A 23,426-nucleotide genomic window follows, 5' to 3' on the forward strand; every position below is an offset into this window, starting at 1 on the left:
ATCATCGCCGACCCCCGAGCCATAGGACAAAGTCCCATCTTCTTGGGCGTCCATAAACGTCGTTGATAGGTTGGCGGGATGCTGGACCTGCACCGCGGCCGGATCCTGCGCGAGGTGGCGCGGCTGGGCTCGATGACCGCCGCCGCGCGTTCGCTGTCCTACACCCAGCCCGCGGTCTCCCACCACATCGCGCGGCTGGAGGCCGAGGTCGGCACCCCGCTGGTCATCCGGTACGGGCGCGGCGCGCGGCTCACCGAGGCCGGGCGGATCCTGGTCGAGCACGTCGAGGACGTGCTGTGCCGCATGGCCGACGTCGAGGAGCGCATCGCCGCCATCGCCGGGCTGCGCGCCGGCCGGGTGCGCGCCGCGGTGTTCCCGACCGCCGCGGCCGCGCTGCTGCCCGACGCGCTGGCCGCGCTGCGCGACCGCGCGCCCGAGGTCGCCGTCACCCTCGTCGAGGCCGAGCCGCCGCAGGCGCTGGAGGCGCTGCGCGCCGGCGACGTCGACCTGGCCGTGGTGTTCTCCTACCCGGAATCTCCACCCGACGGCGACACCCGGCTGCGCGAGATCGCGCTGTGCGAGGACCCCGTCCGGCTGGCGCTGCCCGCCGCGCACCCGCTGGCCTCCCCGGCCGCGGCGCGCGGGGCCGGGCTGGCCGACCTGGCCGACGAGACCTGGGCGTCGGGCTGCGAACGCTGCCGCGGCCACCTGCTGCGCGCCTGCGAACAGGCCGGGTTCACCCCGCGCATCGCGTTCGCCACCGACGACCACGTCGCCGTCCAGCGGCTGGTCGCCCGCGGGCTGGCCGTCACCGCGCTGCCGGGCCTGGCCCTGGCGCTGCACCACGAGCCCGGGGTGGCCCTGCCGCCGCTGCCCGTCCTGGGCCGCCGCCGCGTCAGCGCCCTCGTCCCCGCGGGGACGAGGCCGCCCGCCGTCGCCGCCCTGCTGGACGAGCTCGGCACCGCCGCCGCCCGCATAGCGGACACGCGGTAAATGCGATCAAGGTGCCCGGTGCTCTTGACGGCCGAACGCCGGTAAGGACATAAACGGCTGTATCGCTGTGCCCGCCGCGCCACCAAGGGGAGTCCATGCCGTCCATCACCGTCGCCGACGCCAACGTCCACTACGAGGTCGAGGGCACCGGCCCCGGGCTGGTCCTGGTGCACGGCACCCAGGGCAACGGCGAGACCAACTGGGGTCACCTGGTCGACGGGTTCTCGGCCGACCGCACCGTCGTGCGGCCCGACTTCGCCGGCAGCGGCAAGACCACCGACGCGGGCGGCGAGCTGACCGTGGAGATCCTGGCGGGCCAGGTGGCCGCCGCCGCCCGCGCCGCGGTCGACGGGCCGGTCGACATGGTCGGCTTCTCGCTCGGCGCGATCGTCGCCGCCGCCACCGCGGCGCTCGAGCCGGGGCTGGTGCGCCGGCTGGTGCTGGTGGCGGGCTGGGCGCACACCGGGGACGCCCGGCAGCGCCTGATGTTCCAGCTGTGGCGCGACCTGGACCGCGCCGGCTTCGGGCTGTTCTACCGCGAGGTGATCCTCAACGGCTTCAGCCCCCGCTTCCTGGAGGGCCTCGGACCGGACGGCATCGCCGAGACCATCGCCGCGGCCACCCGCGAACCCGGCCTCGACCGCCAGATCGACCTGGACCTGCGGATCGACATCCGCGATCTGCTGCCCCGGGTCACGGTCCCGACGCTGGTGGTCGAGCTGACCCGCGACCAGCTCGTGCCGGCCTGGGGGCCCACGACCCTGCACGAGGGCATCTCCGACAGCCGCTACACCGAGATCGACAGCGGCCATCTGGTGCTGTACGAGCGCCCGGCCGAGCTCACCGAGCTCATCCGCGGGTTCGTGCTCGACTGACACCGGGCGCCCGGCCCGGGGACGCCGTCTAGGACGCCGTCTAGGACGTCGGGTCCTGGCCGACCTCGCCGCGCCAGCCGCCGGTCTCGCTGCCCTGCGACTCGATGAACTCCTTGAACCGCTTGAGGTCGCCCTTGATGCGGCGCTCGACCACGTTCAGCGCGTCGGCGGCCTTCTCCGCCGCGCCCTCGGGCGCGAACTCCATCTGCAGCATCGCGCGCGTCTTGTCGGGGCCCAGCCGGTGGAAGGTGACCACGCCGGCCTGCCGGGGCTCGTCCACCGACGTCCAGGCGATGCGCTCGTCGGGACGCTGCTCGGTGATCTCGGCGTCGAACTCGCGCTTGACCCCGGCGATGCTGGTCCGCCAGTGCGTCCGGGTGTCGGTGATCTGCTCGACCGTGTCGACGCCCTCCATGAAGCGCGGGAACTCGGTGAACTGGGTCCACTGGTTGTAGGCGGTGCGCACCGGCACGTCGACGTCGATCGACTGCTCGATGGTGCTCATGACCTGTTCCTCCATTCAGATCGGGCTCTGCCTGGTCGTGGCTGGCCCTGCCCGGAGGATCGGCGGCCAAACGGGCACGGCCCTGCTAGGGTTTACGAACGCTCGTTCACAAACCGGGGGGACCGTGGCGCGACCGCGCACCACCAGCGACGAGGCGATCCTCGGCGCGACCGCACGCGCCCTGGGCCGGCTGGGGCCCGGGCGGCTGACGCTCAACGCGGTCGCCGCCGAGGCCGGGCTGTCCCCGGCCACCCTCGTCCAGCGGTTCGGCTCCAAGCGCGGGCTGCTGCTCGCCTTCGCCCAGCGCGCCGCCCAGGGCGCGCGCCGCCCGTTCGAGCAGGCCCGCGGCGACCACGCCTCCCCGCTGGACGCCCTGCACGCGGCGCTGGCGGCCCTGGCCGCGGGCGTCGCCACCCCCGAGCGGCTGGCCGACAGCCTCGGCTTCCTGCAGCTGGACCTCACCGACCCCGAGTTCCGCGCCCACGCCCAGACCCACGCCCGCGTCATGCGCGAAGAGATCTCCGCGCTGCTCTCCGACGCCGTCACCGCCGGTGAACTGGCCGCGGCCACCGTCCCCGCCCGCCTCGCCCGGTCGGTGCAGGCCGCCTACAACGGCACCCTGATCGTCTGGGCGCTCGACGGCGACGGCCCGCTGCCGGCCGCCCTGCGCGCCGCCCTGGACGACCTGCTCGCCCCCCACCGCACCTGAACGGGCGCTCCGCCTCGTGCCGGCCGCGCGGCCGTTCTAACCGGCGGCGCGCACCAGGCGGCGGCCCAGATCGCGGAGCCGGTCGGCCAATTCGGGCGGCTCCTTGACCTCGAAGTCCAGCCGCAGGAACGCGATGCGCAGCGCCGTCCACTCCAGCGACTCCGGCGGCGTGCGCACGATGCAGGTGTGCTCGTCGACCGGCTCCAGCTCGGGGCCGCTCACGCGGAACATGTCGGCGAGCCGTTCGGCCGAGGCGTGCACCAGCAACACCGCGCGCACCGCCGACGCCCCGGCGCGGCCCGCGCGCACGAACGCGGCGGCGTCCTCGGCGGGCAGCTCGCGCGGCGCGAACCGCACCCCGGTCGGCCGCGGCGCCTCGACGCGGTCGATCCGGAACGTCCGCCAGTCCGCGCGGCCGACGTCGAACGCCACCAGATACCAGCGGCGGCCGGCCGGCACCAGGCTGTGCGGGTCGGCCTGGCGGCGCGAGACGGCGTCGTCCTTGTCCCGGTAGGAGAACCGCACCCGCTCACGGTCGCGGGCCGCCGCCGCCAGCACGGTGAGCGTCTCGGGCGCCACGACAGGGCCCGCGGGCGCGCCGTCGATCGGCACGGTCGCGGCGTTCAGCGCGTTCACCCGCCGGCGCAGCCGGTCCGGCAGCACCTGCTCCAGCTTGGCCAGGGCACGGACGGAGGTCTCCTCGATGCCCTCCACGGCGCCGCCGGCCGCGCCGCGCAGCCCCACGGCGATCGCCACCGCCTCCTCGTCGTCCAGCAGCAGCGGCGGCATCGCCGTGCCCGCCTCCAGCCGGTACCCGCCGATCGAGCCCAGCGTGGCGTGCACGGGATAACCCAGGCCTCGCAGGCGCTCCACGTCCCGGCGCACCGTCCGGGCGCTCACGCCGAGCCGCCCGGACAGCTCCGGGCCACTCCATTCACGCCGGGTCTGCAGCAGCGACAGCAGCTGGAGCAGCCGGGCCGAGGTATCGGTCACTCTCCCAGTATCCCCACGAACAAGGACAGTACCTGGCCGCATTGCCACCTAGCGTGAGGGGCGACATACCGCCAACGGGGAGGCACAGTGCACAGCGACCACATCCTGATCACCGGGGCCAGGCAGAACAACCTCAAGGACATCTCCCTGCGCATCCCCAAGGAACAGATCGTGGTGTTCACCGGGGTGTCGGGCTCGGGCAAGTCCTCGGTGGTCTTCGACACCGTCGCCGTGGAGTCCCAGCGCCAGCTGAACGAGACGTTCCCCTGGTTCATCCGCAACAGGCTCACCAAGTACGAACGGCCCGACGCCGAGGCCATCGAGAACCTGGCCACCGCCGTCGTGGTCGACCAGAAGCCCATCGGCGGCAACTCGCGCTCCACCGTCGGCACCATGACCGACATCCACTCGGTGCTGCGGGTGCTGTTCTCGCGGTGCGGCACCCCGAGCGCGGGCGAGGCCACGGCCTACTCCTTCAACGACCCCAAGGGGATGTGCCCCGAGTGCGACGGGCTGGGCCGCGTCGTCCGCCTCGACCTGGACAAGTTCCTCGACCGCGACAAGAGCCTCAACGACGGCGCCCTCCGCTTCCCGCCGTTCGCCCGCGGCACCGTGCCGTGGCAGTGGGTGGCCGAGTCGGGCCTGTTCGACCCCGACAAGCCGCTGCGCGAGTTCACCGGCGAGGAAATGGACCTGCTGCTGTACGGCAAGGGGTTCCGCGTCAAGCGGCTCAACCGGACCGGCGAGATGGGCCACAACGCCTACGAGGGCCTGGCCGACCGGTTCGACCGGCTGTGGATCAAGCGGGACGCCGGCAGCGTGTCGGCGCGCAACCGCGAGCTGGCACGGCAGGTGGTCACCGAACGGACCTGCCCGCTGTGCGACGGCGCCCGCCTCGGCCAGGCCCCGCTCGCCTCCCGGATCGACGGGCGGAGCATCGCCGACTACTGCCGCATGGAGGTCAGCGACCTCATCGAGGTGCTCAGCGGCCTCGACGACCCGCTCGCCAGGCCCATCGCCGGCGCCGCCGTCACCCGGCTCCGCCGGCTGGAGGAGATCGGCCTGGGCTACCTCAGCCTGGACCGCGAGACCGGCACCGTCTCCGGTGGCGAGGGACAGCGGCTCAAGGTGGTGCGCCACCTGGGCTCCAGCCTGACCGGCATGACCTACATCTTCGACGAGCCCAGCGTCGGCATGCATCCGCGCGACGTGGGACGCCTCAACGACCTGCTCAAGCAGCTGCGCGACAAGGGCAACACCGTGCTGGTCGTCGAGCACGACCCCGACGTCATCGAGATCGCCGACCACATCGTCGACATGGGGCCCGGCGCGGGCCGCCACGGCGGCGAGGTCGTCTTCGAGGGGACGCCCGCCCGGCTGCGCCGCGCCGGCACCCTCACCGGCGCCGCCCTGCGCCGCACCCGGGCGGTCAAGGACGACGTCCGCGCCCCGTCGGGACGGCTCACCGTGGCGGGCGCCGACGCCCACAACCTCAAGAACGTGACGGTGGACTTCCCCACCGGAGTGCTCACGAGCGTCACCGGCGTCGCGGGCTCGGGCAAGAGCACCCTGGTGTCGCGGGGCCTGGTCGCCGCGCACCCCGAGGCGATCGTGGTGGACCAGTCGGCGATCGGCGCGTCACGGCGCTCCAGCCCCGCCACCTACCTCGGCGTCATGGACCCGATCCGGCGCCTGTTCGCCCAGGCCAACGGGGTCGACGCCGGCTGGTTCAGCTTCAACTCCAAGGGCGCCTGCCCGGCCTGCGACGGCAACGGCGTGATCTTCACCGATCTGGCGTTCATGGACCCCGTGACGACCACCTGCGAGGCGTGCGGCGGCAGCCGGTACCGGCCCGAGACGCTGGAGTACCGGCTGCGCGGCAGGACGATCGTGGACGTGCTGCGGCTGACCGCCGAGGAGGCGGCGGAGTTCTTCACCGAGGACAACATCGCGGCCCGGCTGCGCACCCTCAACGAGGTCGGGCTGACCTACCTCACCCTCGGGCAGCCGCTCAGCACGCTGTCGGGCGGTGAACGCCAGCGCATCAAGCTCGCCACCCGGCTGCACCGCACCGGCGCGGTGTACGTGCTCGACGAGCCGACCACCGGGCTGCACATGGCCGACGTCGAGACCCTCGTGGCCCTCATGGACCGGCTGGTCGACGCGGGCAACACCGTCATCGTCATCGAGCACAACCTCGACGTCGTCAGACGATCCGACTGGATCATCGACCTGGGGCCCGGCGGCGGCAAGGACGGCGGTGAGATCGTCTTCACCGGCACCCCCGCCGAGCTGCTCGCCGACCGCGCCTCGGTCACCGCCGAGTTCCTGCGCGCCGACGTGTCACGCCCGGCGGCCTGACCGCACGGCCCGACACCCGTCCGTCCGCCGCGCGTGAACGGTCGTCCGGCCGGCATCGACTTTGGTCTATACGCCTTTGGCGCATCGGACGCAGCGGGGCCCGCCATCGGCCAGGCAACCTGGAGACATCGAACGGGGAAGCACGCTCCAGTCCATGATCAAGGGGAGATCGATGACCGGCACCGCCCAGCGCAGATGGGAGCTCGACCACGACGGGCACCGCCTGGAGGCCGAGACCGAGCGCACCGGCTGGCAGCGCGTCGCGCGGCTGCGGGTCGACGGCGAGCCCGCCGGCGAGGTGGACGAGATCCTCACCAAGGGCGAGCTGCCCTACGGCGACGACCTCACCGTGGTCGTGCACTTCGACCCGAGAGGCCTTCTGGACGGCCAGGCGAGCAAGATCGAACTGACCACGGCCGGGAAGAAGCACGAGAAGAAGGACGAGGAGAACGAGAAGGAAGGAGACGGCGAGGACCCGGCGGAGCCCAAGGTCTCGCTGATCAAGGACACCGGGGACGCCGAGGCCGATGCGAAGGCCCCGGTGTTCGCGTTCACGCCGCCCGAGGGCAGCCGCGCCGCCAGGCGGGAGAAGTGGGCGCGCGAGCATCCGGTCCTGTACGCCGCGCGGCACCCGGTCGTGGCCACCGCCCAGGTGCTGTTCCCGCTGCTGGGCGTCGGCGTCCTGATCAAGCTGCTGCTGTCCTACCTGCCCCGTCCCGACCTCGACCTGCCCTCGATCGACCTGCCGTCGATCCCGTGGCCGGACATCCCCCTGCCCGATCTCGACGTCCCGCTGCCGGACCTGCCGGACGTGTCCGCTCCCTGGTGGGTCACGGTGATCCTGGCCACCGCCAAGTTCTGGATCCCGATCCTGGTCGCGTCCGGCGTCGCCGTCCGCGAGGTGCGCAAGCGCAGAAAGGACTCAGCCGCTGAGAAGGGCGAAGAGACCGGCGCAGGTGAGCGCGACCATGACCACGGCGATGGGGACCTGCCCGCGCACGGTCGCGCCGGGGGGCTGGGTGCGCAGGGCGCGATCGTGGGCGGCGATGGTCGCCGCGATGTGCCCGAGCACGATGGCGTTGACCTGCACCTGAGCGGTGAGCGTCGGACCGGCTAGGTCGTAGTCGACGCGGTGGCCGGTCGAGCCCAGCAGGTTCAGCCCGGTGCCGAACGGGTCGCTGGCCAGGATGACCGTCATCTGCCCTTCCAGCAGGAAGAACGAGAAGTAGTGCGCCAGCGTGTAACCCAGCGCGATCGGCACCAGCGTCGCCGCGAACCGGCCCGGCGGCTCGGCCGGGTCGTCGCCGGTCAGCACCGCGCTCACCCGCAGCGCCGTCACGTACAGCACGGTCACGGCGCCGATGGCGGCCGCCAGGCCGAGCGTGCCCGCCGTCAGGCTCCCGGGATCGACGTTGTCACGCCAGTAGGTCGTGCGGGTGATGCCGTCGAAGCCGGTCGAGCCGATCAGCACGCAGGCCACCGCCACCAGGCCGGGCTCGCCGGTGACCCTCATCAGCCCGGTCAGCGGCGTCCGCAGCACCAGCGTCCCGTCCCCGCGGCGGCCGATCGGGCACATCCTGGCCAGCAGGCTTGAATAGGCCTCGAACCCGTCCCCGCGGGTGAACCAGTCCCGCCCGTACACCCACGCCGCCGCCACGTTCACCGCCGCGTACCCCATGATCAGGACACCGACCACGCGCGGGTCGGAGCGGTGCGGCGCGACCAGCTCCAGCCACACGAAGCCGGTCAGCCATGCCGCGGCGGGCCAGTAACCCAGGCGCTTGGGCAGCGGCCGGAACCCTGCCGGGTCGGCCCGGGTGATCAGGCACAGCCCGTGGTGCAAGGTGCGCAGCGGGTTGACCCGCCGCCACACCGGCCCCAGCAGCACGCTGGCGGGCACCAGCCCCACCCAGAACGTCACGTACAGCGCCCACGGGGCCAGATTGGTCGTGTCCCCGTCCGGCCCGGCCAGCGCCACCACCACGACGAAGACGGCCGCCGCCAGCGCCGCCGCACGTCCGGCCCAGGTGAGCGCCGGCGAGTCCAGGACGCCGGCGAGGCGGGCGCTCACCGGCCTGCCGCCGTCCGGCCGCAGGCGGGGCCTGCGCCATGCCACGGTGAGCACCAGGAACGAGGCCGCCACCGCCGCTCCGCCGCCCACGATGGCGGCGAGGGCGTCCAGCGGCAGATCGGTGCGGCCGCCGAGCCCGTGTGCGAGGACCTCCACCGGTCAGCTCACCTGCAGCTCGAAGACCCGGGCGCCGGAATGGTGCAGCTCGGCCTCGAACACCCCCGGCTTGTCGGCGACCAGCTCCAGGGTGCCGGGCCGTCCCGGCGCCAGCGTCACCGTCCGGTCGTAGCCGTGCAGGTGGAACTCGTCGGCCGCGTCGGCGGTCACGGTGATGCGGACGGTGGCGCCGCGGCGCACCTTCACCCGGCTCTGAGCGATCTTGACCTTGCCGTGGGTGACGGTCGCGGTGACGGTGGTGACATCGGGCTTACCAGATGGACTGATGGACCTGGCGGACGTGGACGAGGCCGTCCCCGCGCCGCCCGTGCCGCCCGTGCCGCCCGCCGGTTCCGCGGGCTCGCCGCATCCGGCGAGCGCCACCACCGCACCTGCGGTCACAGCCGTCACCACGGCCCTCAGCAGTACGCCCCTCATGCCGCTCCTTCCGAACAGGTGTTTCACACCACAGACCGTGACACTAGACAATGACACATAGTGAACTGACATACTCCGGCCGGGGTGGGTTTGTACCCCGATTTGTCGGCTATGGGAGCATCCGTGTTGGATCGAGCGCATAACACAGGACTGACCGTCGCACTGCGGCTCGCCGCCCCCGAGGAGAAGCCCGCGGGCGGTGCGGCCCTCGACCAGATCGTCATCGCCTCCGGCGGTGCCGCGCTCCTGACGGCGTTCCTGCTCGTGTTCGGCTGGGGGCACCGGACCGGCCGGATCACGCTGCTGACGCGGCTGGCCGGCCTCGCCCAGCGGGGCCCCGGCCGGGGACTGCCGGGATGGGCCGCGCTGCCCAGCGCGGTGGCGATGGTCTCGCTGATCACCGCCCTCCTCGGCATGTACTGGGACATCTCCCTGCACATCTCGCACGGCCGGGACGAGGGCCCCCTGGCCAACCTCGCCCACTACCCGATCCTCATCGGGCTGTTCGGCATCTTCACCGCCGGAGTCCTCGCGGTGGCGCTGCCCAAGGGCGACCGGCCCGGCCCCGCCGCCATCCGGATCACGCGCGACTGGCACGCCCCGGCGGGCGGCGTCCTGCTGGCCGGCGCCGGGTTCTACGCCCTGCTGGGCTTCCCCCTCGACGACGTGTGGCACCGCATCTTCGGCCAGGACGTCACGCTGTGGGGGCCGACCCACCTCATGCTCATCGGCGGCGCGGGCCTGTCGCTGGTGGCCATGATGATCCTCGAACGGGAGGGCCGCCGGGCCGGACCGCAGCCCGCCGACGGCGCCGCCGCGGCCGCCACCGCGAACGCGGCGGACACGGCGAACGCGGCGGACACGGCCGACGGGCAGCCACCGGCCTGGGCGCGCTGGCTGCGCCGCGGCATGATGTCGGGCGGGCTGCTGATCGGGCTGTCGGTCTTCCAGGCCGAGTACGACTTCGGCGTGCCCCAGTTCCGCCTCGTCCACCAGCCGCTGCTGATCGCGCTGGCCGCCGGCTGCGCGCTGGTCGCCGCACGGCTGTGGGTCGGCCGCGGCGGCGCGCTCTTCGCCGTCGTGTTCTACATGCTGGTCCGCGGCGGCGTCTCGGTGTTCGTCGGCCCGGTGATCGGTGAGCTGTGGGCGTCGGTGCCCCTCTACGTCGCCGAGGCCCTGTGCGTCGAGCTGGCCGCGCTGGTCCTGGCCCGGCGCCCGATCGCGCTCGGCGCGGTGAGCGGCCTGCTCATCGGCACCGCCGGGTTCGGCGCCGAGTTCGCCTGGAGCCAGGTCGCCATGAAACTCCCCTGGACCGGCGACATCCTGGTCGAAGGCATGATCATGGCCGTGGCCGGTGGTGTCGCGGGCGGCCTGTGCGGCGCGATGCTGGCCGAGGGACTGAGCGGCAGGCTGCCGCGCCCCGCGCTGTCGCGCGCGCTGTTCGCCGCGGCGCTCGCCGGCGTCGCCGCGGCCGTCGCCAACGGCCTGGTGATCTCCGTCCCGGCCGACCAGAAGGCCACCGTCACCCTCACCGGCGTCCAGGGCGCGGCCGACCGCCGCACCGCGCACGCCCGCGTCACGCTGGAACCCTCCGGCGCCGTCACCGACCCGGCCTGGGTCGCCATCACCGGCTGGCAGGGCAAGGGCCTGCACGTCGAACCGCTGATCCGGGAGGGCCGCGGCGTCTACCGCACCAGCGAGCCCATGCCGCTGCACGGCGACTGGAAGACGCTGATCCGCATCCACGACGGCCGCACCCTGGCGGGCGTGCCCCTCTACATGCCCGCCGACCCCGCCATCGGCGCCAAGGAACTGCCCGCGCCGCAGAGCTTCACCCGCGACGTGCAGAGCGAGAAGAAGATCCTGCAACGCGAGCTGAAGTCCGACGTGCCCGGCTGGCTCTGGCTGGCCTGCTCCGCGGTGGTGCTGGCGTGCACGCTGGCCCTGGTGCTCGCGCTCGGCTGGGGCGTCTCCCGGCTCTCGCGCGTGCTCCCCGAACCCGCCGCCCCCGCCGCCGAGCGGCCCAAGGTCACCGCATGACGGTGCGGGAGATGACCGTGGGCGGCCTGGGCGCGGCCGACGGCGTGCTCGCGGCCCATCCGCTGATCAGCGCCGTGCCGTTCTTCGTGCCCACGTTCGTCGTCGTCGCGGTGATCGCCGTCGTGGTCTGGCGCGACCGCCGCCGAGGCGACGACGAGGAGCCCGGCGACATCACCTAGGGTGCGGGCATGACCTCGCACTACCTGGCGGAGCTGTTCTCCCTGCAGGGCCGGGTGGCCCTGGTCACCGGCGGCAGCTCGGGCATCGGCCGCGCCATCGCCGAGGCGCTGGCGCGCGCAGGTGCGAGCGTCGTCGTGGTGGCGCGGCGCGAGGCCGAGCTCGCCGCCACGACCGCCGCGCTGGAGGCCCACGGCTGCCGCGCCGCCTGGGTCAGCGCCGACCTCGGGTCCGGGGACGGCGTCCGGGCCGCCGCCGAGCAGGCCGTCACGGCGTTCGGCGAGCCCGACATCCTCGTCAACTCGGCCGGCATCAACCTGCGGCCGCCGATGGGCGAGATCGGCGACGAGGTCTGGGACGCCACGATGGCGGTCAACCTGCGCGCCCCGTTCCTGCTCGGTGAACGGTTCGGGCCCGGCATGGCAGAGCGCGGCTTCGGGCGGATCATCCACGTCTCCTCCCAGCAGGCCTTCCGCGCGTTCGTGCAAAGCGGCGCCTACGGGGTCTCCAAAGCCGGACTGGAAGGCCTGGCCCGCTCCCAGGCCGAGGCCTGGTCACCCCACGGCGTCACCTGCAACACGCTCGTCCCCGGATTCGTGATGACACCGCTGAACGCGCGGCTGTCCGGCGACCCCGAGAAGGTCGCCGCGCTGGCCGCCCGCACGATGATCGGCCGCAACGGACTGGCCGGGGACTTCGCCGGAGCCGCCGTCTTCCTGGCGAGCCGGGCCTCCGCCTACGTCACCGGGCAGGCCCTCTTCGTCGACGGCGGGCTCTCCAGCCATTAGGACGCATCCACGATCACGTTCGTCGCGGGCGGCCCGCCGCGCGTGCTACTGGGCCGCGTGCTCGGCGGCGATCCGGTCGATCCGCCGCGCCAGGTCGAAGTCCTTGGTGGTCAGCCCGCCCGCGCTGTGCGTACTCAGCGCGAACGTGACGGTACGCCAGCGGACGTCGATGTCGGGGTGGTGATCGGCCTCCTCCGCCGCCCGCGCGACCTCGACCACCAGATCGATGCCGGCCAGGAACGAGGGAGCCGTCAGCTCCCGCCGGATCTCCTCCCCCGAACGCGACCAGTCGGGCAGCTCCTTGAGACGGGCGGTGATGGCGTCGTCGTCGAGAGTGCCGGCCATGGCTGTGTCCTTTCGCTGGTGCTGGACCCCGAGTACATCACTCCAAGGTCGTCAGGTCATCCGGGGCCGCGGTGCCGGGCAGCCGGACGCGGGCGACGGTGCCGCCGCCGACCGCGGGGTCCAGCCGCACCTGCCCCCCGCTCTCGTGCACGACCCGCGACACGATCGACAACCCCAGCCCCGAGCCGGGCAGGCTGCGCGCCGACACCGAACGCCAGAACCGGTCGAAGACGTGCGGCAGATCCTCCGGGGCGATGCCGGGGCCGTGATCGCGCACCGTCAGCTCGCCTCCGGTCAGTCGGACCTCCACGGCGCCGCCGGGCGGACTGAACTTCACCGCGTTGTCCAGCAGGTTGACCACGGCCCTCTCCAGCGAACCCGGGTCGCCGTGCACGTACCACGGCTCGGCCGCGGCCTCGACGCGCAGGCCCGGGCCGCGCAGCCGCGCGCGTTCGACCGCGCGTGCGACGACGTCGTGCAGGGCGACCTCCTCCCGGACCGGCTCGTCCTGCTCGGGCCTCGCCAGTTCGAGCAGATCACCGACCAGGCTGGACAGCTCCCGCAGCTGCGCCTTGACGCTCACCAGCATCCGGTGCCGGGTCCCGGGCGGCAGCGCCCTGCCGGTGTCGTCGGACCGCAGCAGCAGGTCGATGTTGGTGCGCAGGCTGGTCAGCGGCGTGCGCAGCTCGTGCCCCGCGTCGGCGATCAGCTGCTGCTGCCGGTCGCGCGAGGCGGCCAGCGCCGCCGTCATCGTGTTGAACGAACGGCTCAGCCGCGCGATCTCGTCGACGCCCGCCGCCGGTATCCGCGTGTCCAGGTCCTCGGTCCGCGCGATGTGCTCGACCACCCCGGTCAGCCGGTCCACGGGCCGCAGCGAGGCCCGCGCGATCACCAGCCCGGCGATCGCCGCGCCGACGACTCCCAGCGCGGAGACCGCCGCCAGCAGCAGGGCGAGCTTGCCGAGCGGGTTCTCGACCTGGGAGAGCGGCAACGCGACCGAGACCGCGGCGAGCGGCGGATCGCTCGGCGAGTAGACCCGGCGCGGTCCGTCGCGGCGGTCGTCCCAGGGCCGCGTCAGGATCCGTACGGGTGTGCCGTCGGACATGGTGCCGTTGTGGAGCGACTGCCGCAGCTCGCCCTTCGCCACCCGGACGTCGGCGTCGGCGACCACCAGCGTCGCCGACCCGGGGATGGCACAGCGCTGACCGTCCGCCCGAACGAGCTGCAGCGTGCCGAAGGGATAGGGCCGTCCGTCGGACTCGTCGGGGCCGCAGGCCATCAGGGCGCCCCGCAGCAGGTGGGGCGGGCCGGTGCTGGAGTTCTTCAACGTCCGGTCGAACTGGGCGTACAGCTGGTTCCGCGTGATGAACCAGCCGGCGACGGCGCAGGCGGCGACGGCCAGCGCGACCGCGACCGCGGTCGGCAGCGCCAGCCGCGCCCGCAGCGACGGACGCCGTGCCATCACGCCGCCGAGCGGAGCACGTAACCGACCCCGCGGACGGTGTGCACCAGGCGCGGCAGCCCGCCGGCCTCGGTCTTGCGGCGCAGATACATCACGTACACGTCGAGGGAGTTGGAGGCGGGCTCGAAGTCGAAGCCCCACACCGACTCCAGGATCTGCTCGCGCGTCAGCACCTGGCGCGGGTGCAGCAGGAACATCTCCAGCAGCGCGTACTCGGTGCGGGTGAGCTCCAGCGGCCCGCCGGCCCGCGTGACCTCCCGGGTGACGGTGTTCATCCGCAGGTCACCGAAGGCGAGGATCTCATCGGCGCGGGTGCGGGCGGCCGCCATCGCGCCGCGGCGCAGCAGGGCGCGGACGCGGGCCAGCAGCTCGTCCAGCTCGAACGGCTTGACCAGGTAGTCGTCGGCGCCGGCGTCCAGGCCGGTCACGCGGTCACCGACCAGGTCACGGGCGGTCAGCATGAGCACCGGCATCCTCGCGCCCCGGGCGCGCATGCGGCGGCACGCGGTCAGGCCGTCCATCCGGGGCATCAGCACGTCCAGGACGACCAGATCGGGCTCGTCGCGGCCCACCCGGTCGAGCGCCGCCGTCCCGTCGGCGGCCTCGGCCACCGCGTAACCCTCGAACTCAAGGCTCCGGGCCAGCGACTCGCGGACGGCGGGTTCGTCGTCCACGATCAGGATGCGGGCCGGCGCAGCCCCCTGCGTTCCAGGCTCCATGCACCCACCGTAACCAGCGGGTATGCGGGCACGGCACCCCGCGGACCGGTTCTCATCGATCTCTCATGAAGTTCTGAGCGGCCGCTTACGAGGCGCGATCGACCTGGTCGCCGCGCTCGGAGCCGTCGGAGCCCTCGGAGCCGTCAGCGCGCCGTGCGGGCGGGCCGGGCCGGCGGGCCGCCGCGCCGGTGGTCGTGCGGACGACCGCCGTGGTGCGGACGACCGCCGTGGTGGCGCCCCCGGCCGCCCCGGTGACGGTGGTCATGATCGCCGCCGGTAGCGGAGGGACGGCCGGCAGGCGGTTGCGGCGCGACCACACCCGGTAACGCGAGGCGTTCTTGAGCGCGCTGACAGCGATCTTCGGTACGGCGCGGGGCGCGGTCTGGGCCGTGACCCGCACGGCGATGCCGGTGGCCGAGACGCCGCCGGGCTCGCGCGGGGCCGGGGCGGGCGGCCGTGTCGCCGTCACCCAGGTGGTCTTCATGACGTCGACGACCACGTCCTTGGCGACGTCGCGCATCAGGTCGCGCAGCACGTCCTTCATCGCCAGCTTCAGGGCCTCGCGCATCAGCTCGGCCATCACGGTCTCGATGGCGTAGACGGTGGCGCGGGCGGCCAACTGCGTGACCAGCCCCCGGGCGGTGCGGGCCACCGCGCTGCCCGCGGCGGCCGACACCAGCGTGGAGGCCGAGCGGGCGGCCTCGCGCGCGGTCTCGCTGCGCGCCGCCTGGCGGGCGACGTCGGTCGCGATGTCGGCGGCGACGGCCGTCACCGGGGTGAGCTCGGCCAGGGCCACGGCCTCCTGGGCGCGGCCGCGCACGCCGCGGCCGAGATCGCGGGCGGCCTCGCGCGCGGTCTGCTTGACCACGGCCACGACGATGTCGCCGCCCACCTCCAGCGCGACCTCGACGGCGACGTCGGCCACCGCGTCCAGGGCGGTGTCGACCACGGCCTTGGTGGCGGCCTGCACGATCGGTGCGGACACCGTGCGGCCGGCCACGTCCAGGGCGGTGGCGGTGGCGGCGCGGGCGAACGGGCTGCGCGCCGCCAGCCGGGCCGCGGCGATCGCCATCGGATGCTGGGCGGCCTGGCCGGCGAGCGTGAGCGCGCTGGTGGTCACCTCCAGGGCGGCGCCGGTGACGGCGTTGGACTCGGCCGCGGCACGGGCCTCGGCCACCGCCTTCTCGGCCGCCGCGGTGGCGACCTTGACGGCGGCGTCCCGGGCGGCCTGCTCCACGATCTTCATGGCGGGAGTGCCCGACACCTGGTCGACGATCTGGACGGCGGCCCGGGCGGCCGCCTCGCGTGCCGCCTGACGGACCGGCTCGCTGATCGTCGCCGCCGCCCGCGCGGCGCCGGCCGCGGCCGGGGCGAGGGCGTTCCAGACGTCCTCGATGCGGTCGGCGGCGGCCTGATCGAGCTTGGCCAGCTGCGCGCGGTCGGCACCGCCCTCGATCCGGCCGGTACCGCCTGTGTCGCGGCCTGTGCCCTTGTCGCCGCCTTCGACCCTGTCGTCCACCACCATCGCCCCTGTCCCCGGTCAGGTTCCGCCTCATTCACCATAACCGCCACAACGGACCAAAACGAGATATGTCGCGGCACTCACCGGTCGCGGGACGCCGCACGGGCGGGCGAGGGTGTTCTCCACCGGGTTGATCACGAACGTGCCGGCGGAGGGTGTATATTTGCCGTCGGAACTCAAAGGGAGGTGAGGTGCATGGCCGTCGCGGTGATGGCTGCTGCGTGCAGCACTCCGGCCCACCTCATGTCCCGGGCCCTCGGCTGACTCCGTCTCCTTGACTCTCCGCCGGCCTCCGGCCGGCTTCAGGACGGCGGCGCCGGGCCCCTTCACACAAGGGTTTCAATCCGTTGTCTTCATCTGCGTTTCCGCAGGCTCTCACCGCTTTCGGCTGGGATGAGAGCCTGGAGAAGGACTTCTCCCCCTACCGCGCGGCAGGGCTGGTCCCTGCCCGCATCGCCGCCGTGGACCGCGGCCGGTGCGACGCCATCACCGAGCACGGCCCCGTGCGGGCCGACACCACGCCGGTCGCCTCGCCCGGCGACCCGGTCCAGGGTCCCTGCACCGGGGACTGGGCGGCGCTGCGGACCGGGGAACACCCCGCCGTGACCGCCCTGCTCCCCCGGCGGACGGCCATCGTCCGTTCGTCGGCCTCGCAGCACTCACACGGCCAGGTCCTGGCCGCCAACGTCGACACCATCGCGATCGCGGTCTCCCTCGCCGCGCGCCTGGCCCTCGGCCGCGTCGAGCGGCTGCTGGCCCTGGCGTGGGAGAGCGGGGCGCGGCCGGTGATCGTCCTGACCAAGGCCGACCGCAGCGACGACCCCGCCGCCGCCGAGGCCGAGGTCGCCGCCGCCGCACCGGGCGTCGACATCGTCACCGTCAGCGCCACGACCGGCGACGGCGTCGACATCGCCGCCGCCGTGCTCACCGGCACCGTGGTGCTGATCGGCCCGTCCGGCGCGGGCAAGTCCACCCTCGGCAACGCCCTGCTGGGCGCCGAGCTCCTCGCCACCGGCGCGGTGCGCGACCAGGACGGGAAGGGCCGGCACACCACGGTCCGCCGCGAACTGCTCCCGCTGCCGCACGGCGGCGTGCTCATCGACACCCCCGGGCTTCGCGGGGTCGGTCTGTTCGACGCCGGCGAGGGACTGCAGCACACCTTCGCCGAGATCGAGGAGCTCGCGGCGGAGTGCCGCTTCGCCGACTGCGCCCACGAGCGCGAGCCGGGCTGTGCGGTGCGGGCCGCGATCGAGGACGGCACGCTGCCGCGCCGCCGCCTCGACAGCTACCGCAAGCTGCTGCGCGAGAACGCCTGGGCCGCCTCGCGCAACGACGCGCGGCTGCGCGCCGAACGCGAGAACAACCGCAAGGCCATCACCAAGTGGCAACGCCAGCACTACAAGGCCAACGGACGCGACCGGTGAAGGGGGACGCCATGACCGGCTGGAAGACCAGGCCCGAGACCGATCAGGACGTGCCCGCGGTGCGCCGCGTCGTCGAGGCGGCCTTTCCCACCTCGCAGGAGGCCGATCTGGTGGACGCCCTCCGCCGGGACCCGGCGTGGCTGCCCGGCCTGTCGTGGGTGGCGGAGGCACCCGGCGGCCAGGTGGCCGCCTACGCCCTGCTGACCCGCTGCCAGGTCGGTGACCAGGACGCGCTGGCGCTCGCGCCGGCCGCCGTCCTGCCGGAGTACCAGCGGCAGGGCGCCGGTGGCGCGGCGGTGCGGGCCGCGCTGGAGGCGGCGCGGGACCAGGGTGAACGGCTCGTCGTCGTGCTCGGCCATCCCGAGTACTACCCGAAGTTCGGCTTCGGGCGGGCGTCGCGGATGGGCACCCGGACCTCGTTCGAGGTGCCCGATGAGGCGCTGATGGCGCTCGTCCTCGGCGGCTCCGGCCCGGTGCCCACCGGGACGATCCGTTACGCGGCGCCGTTCGGAGTCTGAGCCGGGAGGGTGGCCGGGCGGAGGCGAAACAGGCCTCCCGCCCGGCCACCCCTCGTTCATCGGCCCTTGCGCTGGTAGGTGCGGACCGTCAGCGGCACGAACACCACCAGCAGCACCGCCGACCACAGCAGCGTGGCCGTGACCGGGTGGGCGATCGGCCACGCCGCGTCGGCGGCGGGCACGCCCGGATTGCCGAACAGCTCCCGGCAGGCGGCGGTGAGCGCGCTGACCGGGTTCCAGTCGGCCAGCGTCCGCAGCCAGGCGGGCATCCCGCTCGTCGGCACGAACGAGTTGGACACCATGGTGAACGGCAGGAACAGCGGCACGAGCTGGTCGGCGGTCTGCTCGTTCCTGACCACCATGCCGAGGTAGCAGCCCACCCAGCTCACCGCGTACCGCAGCAGCATCAGCAGCAGGAACGCCTGCGCGGTCGGTACCACGCCGCGGTGCGGCTGCCAGCCGACCACCAGGCCCGCCACCGCCATGATCCCCAGGCCGAGCACGCCGCCCAGCAGCGTGTCGGCGCCGGTCTGCCCGAACGGGACGGCCGAACGGGCCATCGGCATCGAGCGGAACCGGTCCATCACGCCCCGGGACACGTCGGTGGCGACCTTCAGCGTCACGGCCATCATCGAGCTGAAGGTCACCATCGCGAACAGGCCCGGCATCAGGTACTCGCGGTAGTCGCCCCCGCCCGGCACCTTGATCGCGCTCCCGAACACGTACCCGAACAACACCACCATGACCGCCGGGAAGATCAGCGCGACGACGAGCTCGCCGGGCTCCTGCCGGAGCCGGCTCAGCTCGCGCCCGACCAGCGTCAGACCGTCGCTGACCGACCAGCGCAGGCGCCCGGCCAGCGAGGCTGCCGGGTCAGGAGCGGGATAGACCGTGCTCATCGGACCGCTTCCTTCTTCTCCAGATCGGACCCGCGATCGGCAGCGCGGTCGGTGAGGCGCAGGAACACCTCGTCGAGGGTGGGGCGGCGCAGGCTGACGTCGGCCACGGCGACTCCGGCCCCGTCCAGTTCCCGTACGACGTCGGCGAGGCGGACACCGCCGCTCGCCAGCGGCACGCTGAGCGCGTCGACGTCGCTCATCGTCGGGTCGGTACCGGCGAGCCGGTGCATGACCGTGGCGGCCTCGCGCAGCATCGACGAGTCCGCCAGCACGACGTCGAGCCGGTCGCCGATGGTCGCCTTGAGCCGGTCGGGCGTCCCGGACGCGACGACCCGGCCGTGGTCGACGACGGCGATGTCGTCGGCGAGCCGGTCGGCCTCGTCCAGGTACTGGGTGGTCAGCAGGACGGTGGTGCCGTCCGCGACCAGCTCCCGGACGCTGTCCCAGATCTCGCCGCGGCTGCGCGGGTCCAGCCCGGTCGTGGGCTCGTCCAGGAACAGCACCCGGGGCCGCAGGATCAGGCTGGTGATCAGGTCCAGGCGGCGCCGCATGCCGCCGGAGTAGCCGCTCACCTGCCGGTCGGCCGCCTCCGCCAGGCCGAACCGTTCGAGCAGCTCGTCGGCACGGCGGCGGGCCTCCCGCCGCGGCAGGTGGTAGAGGCGGCCGAACATGCGCAGGTTGCCGCGGCCGGTGAGCTTCTCGTCCACGGCCGCGTACTGGCCGGCCAGCCCGATGAGCGCCCGGACCCGGTCGGCCTCCCGGACGACGTCGTGCCCGGCGATCCGCGCGTGCCCGGCGTCGGGTTCGCACAACGTCGCCAGGATGCGGACCGCGGTCGTCTTGCCCGCGCCGTTCGGGCCGAGGACGCCGCAGACGGTGCCCGCCGGCACCCGCAGGTCCAGTCCTCGCAGGGCGTGGGTGCGGCCGAAGCGCTTGTGCAGCCCCTCGGCGACCACCACCGGTTCGTCCATGACCCCTCCACCGGGTACGTCGTACGCAATGAAGGCCTCAGCGTAGGTTACTGGGTACGATGTACGCAACTAGCTAGACTGGCCGGAAGGAGGTGGGCCGGTGGCCGACGAGGAGTACCCGAACATCTGGATGCGTCCCGAGCGCCCCGCCCGGGGACCGCGCCCCGCCTACAGCCGCGCGCAGATCACCGAGGCCGCCGTGCGCGTCGCCGACGCCGAGGGCCTGGAGGCCGCGACGATGCGGCGCATCGCGGCCGAGATCGGCGCCGGTGCCATGTCGCTGTACCGGTACGTCCCCAGCCGCGACGACCTGATCGAGCTCATGGTGGACCGGATCGAGGGCGAGCAGGACCTCCCGGGCCGGCCCACCGGCGACTGGCGCGCCGACCTGACGCTGGTCGCGCACGAGACCCGCGCGATGTGGCTGCGCCACCCGTGGTTCGCCGGCCTGCGCCGGGCCCGGCCGGTCATCGGCCCCAACCAGCTCCAGATCACCGAGTTCGCGATGGGGACGCTGGACGTCGGCCTGCCCATCGACGAGATCCTCGGCCTCATCGACATCCTCAACGGCTACATCGAGCGCGCCGTCCGCAGCGAGCTGACGTGGACCGAGGAATCCCGGCGGACCGGCGTCGGCGAGTCCGACTGGATGGCCCGCAACGGACCGTACGTGCGCCGCCTCATGGACAGCGGCGACTACCCGATGTTCACCCGGATCGTGGTGGAGGCCCGTCAGCCCCACATGGACTTCGACGAACGCTTCCGGTACGGGCTGGACCGCGTGCTCGACTGCATCGCCGTCGCGATCGAAGCCGCCGTTCCGAGCTGACGGGCGGCCGCCGTCTGCGCGGGCTCGCGCGCAGCGGTTCGCGCACTGGACGGGCACCTCGGTCACCTGGGCGAAGGGCCTGTTCTCCTCCCTGGGAGACGCGCTCCAGCAGGTCGAGGTCGAGGGCGACCCGGCCTGGGTGGTGGCCGGTGACCTCGACGTGCCGGACGCCGAGCCCCACGGCGTGCGGCTCCTGCCCTACTTCGACGGATACGCCTACCGGGTCGGCAACCAGCCGCCCGCCCTGCTCTACCCGGGCCGGGCCGCCGAGCGCGTGCTGCCCGGCAACTTCCAGATCCTGCTCGTGGACGGCATCGTCGCGGGCCTGGGGCACCAGCGGCGCTCCGGCTCGCGGGTCGACATCACCGTCGAGCCGCTCGGCCCCCTGGACGCCGCGCGGCTCAGCGATCTCGACAGGCAGGTGGAACGGGTCGGGAGATCCTCCAGGCCAGGCCGCGGCTCATCCTCGGCACGGTCACCGTAGGGAGTCGCGCCTAGCCGACAATTAGTTTTGTCTTGACTCCTATGCTTGTCGGATGTCAGGGTGAGGGCATGGACGAAGTTGCGGTGATCGAGGACGCGGCGGCGGCCGAGGTGTCGCTCGATCCGATGCGCGCCCGGCTCCTGGCGGAGCTCACCGAGCCGGCGTCGGCGACGATGCTGGCCGCCCGGGTCGGGCTGGCCCGCCAGAAGGTCAACTACCACCTCAAGGCACTGGAGAAGCACGGGCTCGTCGAGCTGATCGAGGAACGGCGCAAGGGGAACGTCACCGAACGCATGATGCGGGCGACGGCCGCCTCCTTCGTCATCTCCCCCACCGCCTTGTCGGCGGTCCAGCCCGATCCGGGCCGCGCCCCCGACCAGCTGTCGGCGCGCTGGCTGCTCGCGGTCGCCGCCCGGCTGGTCCGCGACGTCGGCACCCTGATCACCGGCGCCTCCAAGGCCGACAAGCGGGTCGCCACGTTCGCCATCGACGGGCAGGTCCGGTTCGCCTCGCCGGCCGACCGGGCCGCGTTCGCCGAAGAACTCGCCGGAGCCGTCACGGCCCTGGTGTCCCGCTACCACGACGACAGCGCCCCGGGCGGACGCGAGCACCGCGTCGTCGTCGCCCTCCACCCGAACGTTCCCGCCCCGTCCCAGGCCGGCGAGACCACCGACGACACGAAGGAGTCCTGACATGGGCCACGAGTTCGAGTTGCAGAAGGAGATCACCCTCGCCGCGAACCCCGAGGACGTGTGGGACGCGATCGCCACCGGGCCGGGCGTGGACGCCTGGTTCATGGGCCGCAGCGAGATCGAGCCCCGCGAGGGAGGCGCCACCAGGTTCACCATGGCCGGCCAGACCGAGACCTCCACCATCACCGGCTGGGAACCGGCCAAGCGCTTCGCGCACCGCACCGAGCCCGGCGAGGACGGGGCCTTCATGGCCATCGAGTACCTCATCGAAGGCCGCGACGGCGGCGGTACGGTCCTGCGGCTCGTGCACAGCGGCGTCCTCGGCGGCGACTGGGAGAACGAGTTCGAGGCCATGAAGACCGGCTGGGACATGTACCTGCACACGCTCGGCCAATACCTCCTGCACTTCCGCGGCCGCAGCGCGGGCACGGTCAGCGCCTTCCGGCCCGGCGTCTCCGAGGACGGCTTCTGGGCAGCGCTCAAGACCCGGCTCGGCCTGGGATCCACGGTGGCCGAGGGCGACCGGGTCAGCCTGTCGGTCGAGGGACTCGATCCCATCGAGGGAGTCGTCGACTACGCCGACCTCCCCTCGTTCCTGGGCGTGCGCACCAATGACGCGCTCTACCGCTTCATCTACTCCGGGGCGCACCGCGGCAGCGTGGCGCTGCTGGGCCACCACCTCTTCGCACCGGGCCTCGACTCCGGACAGGCAGAGAAGACGTGGCAGGGCTGGCTCAACGAACTCCCGGTCGGCTAGCGCCGCCGGGCCGACGGACGGCCGCCGGGCCGGGGGTCAGCGCCCGGCGTCGTCGATCCGCGGCAGCCCGTCGTCCGTCGGCTCACGCAGGCGGGCGGCGAGCTCGCGGCGCACCCGTACCGGACCCGCCTCGCGCCAGGCGTCGATACTCCAGCAGATCGGGTTCCAGGTCGGTGACCTTGTGCAGGTAACGGTCGATCTTGGCGATCCGCGCCTTGCCGGGGTCCCGCCTGGTCATCCGATCCCTCGGGCCTGGTCGCCTATAGTTGGTATCCGCAAGATAGTGGCCACCTCGGAGGAGACACCATGGCGGAGACCACGTCCTGGACGGCGGCGGCGTCGGCCGACCCGGAGAACGCCTGCCCGATCGCCCCGGTGGTCGACATCGTCTTCAGCCGGTGGACCACCCCGATCCTCTGGACGCTGCACGCGCACGGCAGGCAGCGGTTCGTGGAGCTGGAACGCCGCATCGGCACGATCACGCCCAAGGTGCTGACCCAGCGGCTCCGGCAGCTGGAGCGCGACGGCCTCATCGTGCGCACGTACCACCCCGAGGTCCCGCCGCGCGTGGAGTACGAGATCAGCGAGCTGGGCCTGAGCCTGGCGCCGCTGTTCGCCACACTCGGCGAGTGGTCGGCGGCCAACCTGCCCGAGGTCGAACGGGCCCGCGCGTCCTACGACGCGAGGTGAGATCCGGC

Annotated in this window: 24 protein-coding genes and 1 pseudogene; 14 read left to right on the plus strand and 11 right to left on the minus strand. The window is 73.3% G+C overall.

The window, feature by feature from the left end; genetic code table 11:
* Positions 1 to 78 precede the first annotated feature (78 nt).
* On the plus strand, positions 79 to 993 hold the full coding sequence (locus ABD333_RS13740) for a LysR family transcriptional regulator (protein WP_344540997.1): 915 nt from the start codon (positions 79 to 81) through the stop codon (positions 991 to 993).
* 95 nt (positions 994 to 1,088) lie between these two features.
* Positions 1,089 to 1,868 carry an alpha/beta fold hydrolase gene (locus ABD333_RS13745; RefSeq protein ID WP_344540999.1) on the plus strand — a complete coding sequence of 260 codons (780 nt, stop codon included), beginning with the start codon at positions 1,089 to 1,091 and terminating at the stop codon, positions 1,866 to 1,868.
* Positions 1,869 to 1,908: 40 nt separating this feature from the next.
* On the opposite strand, the gene ABD333_RS13750 is transcribed toward ABD333_RS13745, so the two are convergent.
* Positions 1,909 to 2,373 (minus strand): SRPBCC family protein, encoded by a 465-nt coding sequence (locus ABD333_RS13750; RefSeq protein WP_344541000.1) that lies wholly within the window; start codon positions 2,371 to 2,373, stop codon positions 1,909 to 1,911.
* A 124-nt stretch (positions 2,374 to 2,497) separates the two neighbouring features.
* Here ABD333_RS13750 and ABD333_RS13755 point away from each other — a divergent pair, with 124 nt between their 5' ends.
* Positions 2,498 to 3,082: a TetR family transcriptional regulator gene (locus tag ABD333_RS13755; protein ID WP_344541002.1), complete on the plus strand. Its 585-nt coding sequence runs from the start codon at positions 2,498 to 2,500 to the stop codon at positions 3,080 to 3,082.
* Between the two features lie 36 nt (positions 3,083 to 3,118).
* Here the strand turns inward: ABD333_RS13755 and ABD333_RS13760 are convergent, their stop codons facing one another.
* Positions 3,119 to 4,075: a helix-turn-helix transcriptional regulator gene (locus ABD333_RS13760; RefSeq protein ID WP_344541004.1), complete on the minus strand. Its 957-nt coding sequence runs from the start codon at positions 4,073 to 4,075 to the stop codon at positions 3,119 to 3,121.
* Between the two features lie 87 nt (positions 4,076 to 4,162).
* On the opposite strand from ABD333_RS13760, the gene ABD333_RS13765 reads away from it, so the two are divergent.
* Positions 4,163 to 6,436, plus strand: coding sequence for an ATP-binding cassette domain-containing protein (locus tag ABD333_RS13765; RefSeq protein ID WP_344541005.1), 2,274 nt, complete (start codon positions 4,163 to 4,165; stop codon positions 6,434 to 6,436).
* Between the two features lie 922 nt (positions 6,437 to 7,358).
* Here ABD333_RS13765 and ABD333_RS13770 read toward each other — a convergent pair.
* Positions 7,359 to 8,663, minus strand: a complete 1,305-nt coding sequence (locus ABD333_RS13770) for a hypothetical protein (protein WP_344541007.1) — start codon at positions 8,661 to 8,663, stop codon at positions 7,359 to 7,361.
* 3 nt (positions 8,664 to 8,666) lie between these two features.
* On the minus strand, positions 8,667 to 9,101 hold the full coding sequence (locus tag ABD333_RS13775) for a cupredoxin domain-containing protein (protein WP_344541009.1): 435 nt from the start codon (positions 9,099 to 9,101) through the stop codon (positions 8,667 to 8,669).
* Positions 9,102 to 9,224: 123 nt separating this feature from the next.
* Between ABD333_RS13775 and ABD333_RS13780 the strand changes: the two genes are divergently transcribed.
* From ABD333_RS13780 to ABD333_RS13790, 3 genes are read left to right on the plus strand one after another with little or no spacing between them, the layout of a single operon-like run.
* Entirely contained in the window at positions 9,225 to 11,141 is a 1,917-nt protein-coding gene (locus ABD333_RS13780; RefSeq protein ID WP_344541011.1) for a hypothetical protein, read from the plus strand.
* Entirely contained in the window at positions 11,138 to 11,320 is a 183-nt protein-coding gene (locus ABD333_RS13785) for a hypothetical protein (RefSeq protein ID WP_344541013.1), read from the plus strand. Before ABD333_RS13780 ends, ABD333_RS13785 begins: the two co-directional genes overlap by 4 nt.
* A 9-nt stretch (positions 11,321 to 11,329) precedes the next feature.
* Positions 11,330 to 12,106, plus strand: coding sequence for an SDR family NAD(P)-dependent oxidoreductase (locus ABD333_RS13790; RefSeq protein ID WP_344541015.1), 777 nt, complete (start codon positions 11,330 to 11,332; stop codon positions 12,104 to 12,106).
* Positions 12,107 to 12,151: 45 nt separating this feature from the next.
* On the opposite strand, the gene ABD333_RS13795 is transcribed toward ABD333_RS13790, so the two are convergent.
* The 4 genes from ABD333_RS13795 to ABD333_RS13810 form a co-directional block, all read right to left on the minus strand.
* A complete protein-coding gene (locus tag ABD333_RS13795) occupies positions 12,152 to 12,451 on the minus strand; it encodes a 4a-hydroxytetrahydrobiopterin dehydratase (RefSeq protein WP_344541016.1) in 300 nt (99 codons plus the stop codon).
* Between the two features lie 37 nt (positions 12,452 to 12,488).
* Positions 12,489 to 13,913 carry a HAMP domain-containing sensor histidine kinase gene (locus tag ABD333_RS13800; protein WP_344541568.1) on the minus strand — a complete coding sequence of 475 codons (1,425 nt, stop codon included), beginning with the start codon at positions 13,911 to 13,913 and terminating at the stop codon, positions 12,489 to 12,491.
* Positions 13,913 to 14,632: a response regulator transcription factor gene (locus tag ABD333_RS13805; RefSeq protein WP_344541017.1), complete on the minus strand. Its 720-nt coding sequence runs from the start codon at positions 14,630 to 14,632 to the stop codon at positions 13,913 to 13,915. The genes ABD333_RS13800 and ABD333_RS13805 overlap by 1 nt, the downstream gene beginning before the upstream one ends.
* A gap of 85 nt (positions 14,633 to 14,717) precedes the next feature.
* Positions 14,718 to 16,157 (minus strand): hypothetical protein, encoded by a 1,440-nt coding sequence (locus tag ABD333_RS13810; protein WP_344541018.1) that lies wholly within the window; start codon positions 16,155 to 16,157, stop codon positions 14,718 to 14,720.
* 344 nt (positions 16,158 to 16,501) lie between these two features.
* On the opposite strand from ABD333_RS13810, the gene rsgA reads away from it, so the two are divergent.
* Both rsgA and ABD333_RS13820 read left to right on the plus strand, forming a co-directional pair.
* Positions 16,502 to 17,578 carry a ribosome small subunit-dependent GTPase A gene (gene rsgA / locus ABD333_RS13815; RefSeq protein WP_344541019.1) on the plus strand — a complete coding sequence of 359 codons (1,077 nt, stop codon included), beginning with the start codon at positions 16,502 to 16,504 and terminating at the stop codon, positions 17,576 to 17,578.
* An 11-nt stretch (positions 17,579 to 17,589) separates the two neighbouring features.
* Positions 17,590 to 18,096: a GNAT family N-acetyltransferase gene (locus ABD333_RS13820; protein WP_344541020.1), complete on the plus strand. Its 507-nt coding sequence runs from the start codon at positions 17,590 to 17,592 to the stop codon at positions 18,094 to 18,096.
* A gap of 56 nt (positions 18,097 to 18,152) precedes the next feature.
* On the opposite strand, the gene ABD333_RS13825 is transcribed toward ABD333_RS13820, so the two are convergent.
* Both ABD333_RS13825 and ABD333_RS13830 read right to left on the minus strand, forming a co-directional pair.
* Positions 18,153 to 18,995: an ABC transporter permease gene (locus ABD333_RS13825; RefSeq protein ID WP_344541021.1), complete on the minus strand. Its 843-nt coding sequence runs from the start codon at positions 18,993 to 18,995 to the stop codon at positions 18,153 to 18,155.
* Positions 18,992 to 19,966 (minus strand): ATP-binding cassette domain-containing protein, encoded by a 975-nt coding sequence (locus ABD333_RS13830; RefSeq protein ID WP_344541022.1) that lies wholly within the window; start codon positions 19,964 to 19,966, stop codon positions 18,992 to 18,994. Before ABD333_RS13830 ends, ABD333_RS13825 begins: the two co-directional genes overlap by 4 nt.
* A gap of 100 nt (positions 19,967 to 20,066) precedes the next feature.
* Here ABD333_RS13830 and ABD333_RS13835 point away from each other — a divergent pair, with 100 nt between their 5' ends.
* The 4 genes and pseudogenes from ABD333_RS13835 to ABD333_RS13850 all read left to right on the plus strand — a co-directional run bounded on the left by ABD333_RS13835 (position 20,067) and on the right by ABD333_RS13850 (position 22,728).
* Complete coding sequence (locus tag ABD333_RS13835; protein WP_344541023.1) at positions 20,067 to 20,795, plus strand: TetR/AcrR family transcriptional regulator; 729 nt, start codon at positions 20,067 to 20,069, stop codon at positions 20,793 to 20,795.
* Between the two features lie 34 nt (positions 20,796 to 20,829).
* Positions 20,830 to 21,279, plus strand: a pseudogene (locus ABD333_RS13840) (DNA glycosylase AlkZ-like family protein); the annotation flags it as partial.
* 68 nt (positions 21,280 to 21,347) lie between these two features.
* Positions 21,348 to 21,971, plus strand: coding sequence for an ArsR/SmtB family transcription factor (locus tag ABD333_RS13845; RefSeq protein WP_344541025.1), 624 nt, complete (start codon positions 21,348 to 21,350; stop codon positions 21,969 to 21,971).
* Position 21,972: 1 nt separating this feature from the next.
* Positions 21,973 to 22,728: an SRPBCC family protein gene (locus ABD333_RS13850; RefSeq protein WP_344541027.1), complete on the plus strand. Its 756-nt coding sequence runs from the start codon at positions 21,973 to 21,975 to the stop codon at positions 22,726 to 22,728.
* A gap of 82 nt (positions 22,729 to 22,810) precedes the next feature.
* On the opposite strand, the gene ABD333_RS13855 is transcribed toward ABD333_RS13850, so the two are convergent.
* Positions 22,811 to 22,966: a hypothetical protein gene (locus ABD333_RS13855; RefSeq protein ID WP_344541028.1), complete on the minus strand. Its 156-nt coding sequence runs from the start codon at positions 22,964 to 22,966 to the stop codon at positions 22,811 to 22,813.
* 68 nt (positions 22,967 to 23,034) lie between these two features.
* Between ABD333_RS13855 and ABD333_RS13860 the strand changes: the two genes are divergently transcribed.
* Positions 23,035 to 23,418, plus strand: coding sequence for a winged helix-turn-helix transcriptional regulator (locus ABD333_RS13860; protein WP_344541030.1), 384 nt, complete (start codon positions 23,035 to 23,037; stop codon positions 23,416 to 23,418).
* Positions 23,419 to 23,426 lie beyond the last annotated feature (8 nt).

The organism is Actinomadura fulvescens, assembly GCF_039533225.1.
Classification (GTDB): Bacteria; Actinomycetota; Actinomycetes; order Streptosporangiales; family Streptosporangiaceae; genus Spirillospora; species Spirillospora fulvescens.

Excerpts from the sequence above, each read along its gene's own strand:
- ABD333_RS13740 (WP_344540997.1), top strand. The coding sequence starts at position 79 with ATGCTGGACCTGCACCGCGGCCGGATCCTGCGCGAGGTGGCGCGGCTG.
- ABD333_RS13745 (WP_344540999.1), top strand. The coding sequence starts at position 1,089 with ATGCCGTCCATCACCGTCGCCGACGCCAACGTCCACTACGAGGTCGAG.
- ABD333_RS13750 (WP_344541000.1), bottom strand. The coding sequence starts at position 2,373 with ATGAGCACCATCGAGCAGTCGATCGACGTCGACGTGCCGGTGCGCACC.
- ABD333_RS13775 (WP_344541009.1), bottom strand. The coding sequence starts at position 9,101 with ATGAGGGGCGTACTGCTGAGGGCCGTGGTGACGGCTGTGACCGCAGGT.
- ABD333_RS13785 (WP_344541013.1), top strand. The coding sequence starts at position 11,138 with ATGACGGTGCGGGAGATGACCGTGGGCGGCCTGGGCGCGGCCGACGGC.
- ABD333_RS13790 (WP_344541015.1), top strand. The coding sequence starts at position 11,330 with ATGACCTCGCACTACCTGGCGGAGCTGTTCTCCCTGCAGGGCCGGGTG.
- ABD333_RS13795 (WP_344541016.1), bottom strand. The coding sequence starts at position 12,451 with ATGGCCGGCACTCTCGACGACGACGCCATCACCGCCCGTCTCAAGGAG.
- ABD333_RS13800 (WP_344541568.1), bottom strand. The coding sequence starts at position 13,913 with ATGGCACGGCGTCCGTCGCTGCGGGCGCGGCTGGCGCTGCCGACCGCG.
- ABD333_RS13805 (WP_344541017.1), bottom strand. The coding sequence starts at position 14,632 with ATGGAGCCTGGAACGCAGGGGGCTGCGCCGGCCCGCATCCTGATCGTG.
- ABD333_RS13810 (WP_344541018.1), bottom strand. The coding sequence starts at position 16,157 with ATGGTGGTGGACGACAGGGTCGAAGGCGGCGACAAGGGCACAGGCCGC.
- ABD333_RS13820 (WP_344541020.1), top strand. The coding sequence starts at position 17,590 with ATGACCGGCTGGAAGACCAGGCCCGAGACCGATCAGGACGTGCCCGCG.
- ABD333_RS13825 (WP_344541021.1), bottom strand. The coding sequence starts at position 18,995 with ATGAGCACGGTCTATCCCGCTCCTGACCCGGCAGCCTCGCTGGCCGGG.
- ABD333_RS13830 (WP_344541022.1), bottom strand. The coding sequence starts at position 19,966 with ATGGACGAACCGGTGGTGGTCGCCGAGGGGCTGCACAAGCGCTTCGGC.
- ABD333_RS13845 (WP_344541025.1), top strand. The coding sequence starts at position 21,348 with ATGGACGAAGTTGCGGTGATCGAGGACGCGGCGGCGGCCGAGGTGTCG.
- ABD333_RS13850 (WP_344541027.1), top strand. The coding sequence starts at position 21,973 with ATGGGCCACGAGTTCGAGTTGCAGAAGGAGATCACCCTCGCCGCGAAC.
- ABD333_RS13855 (WP_344541028.1), bottom strand. The coding sequence starts at position 22,966 with ATGACCAGGCGGGACCCCGGCAAGGCGCGGATCGCCAAGATCGACCGT.
- ABD333_RS13860 (WP_344541030.1), top strand. The coding sequence starts at position 23,035 with ATGGCGGAGACCACGTCCTGGACGGCGGCGGCGTCGGCCGACCCGGAG.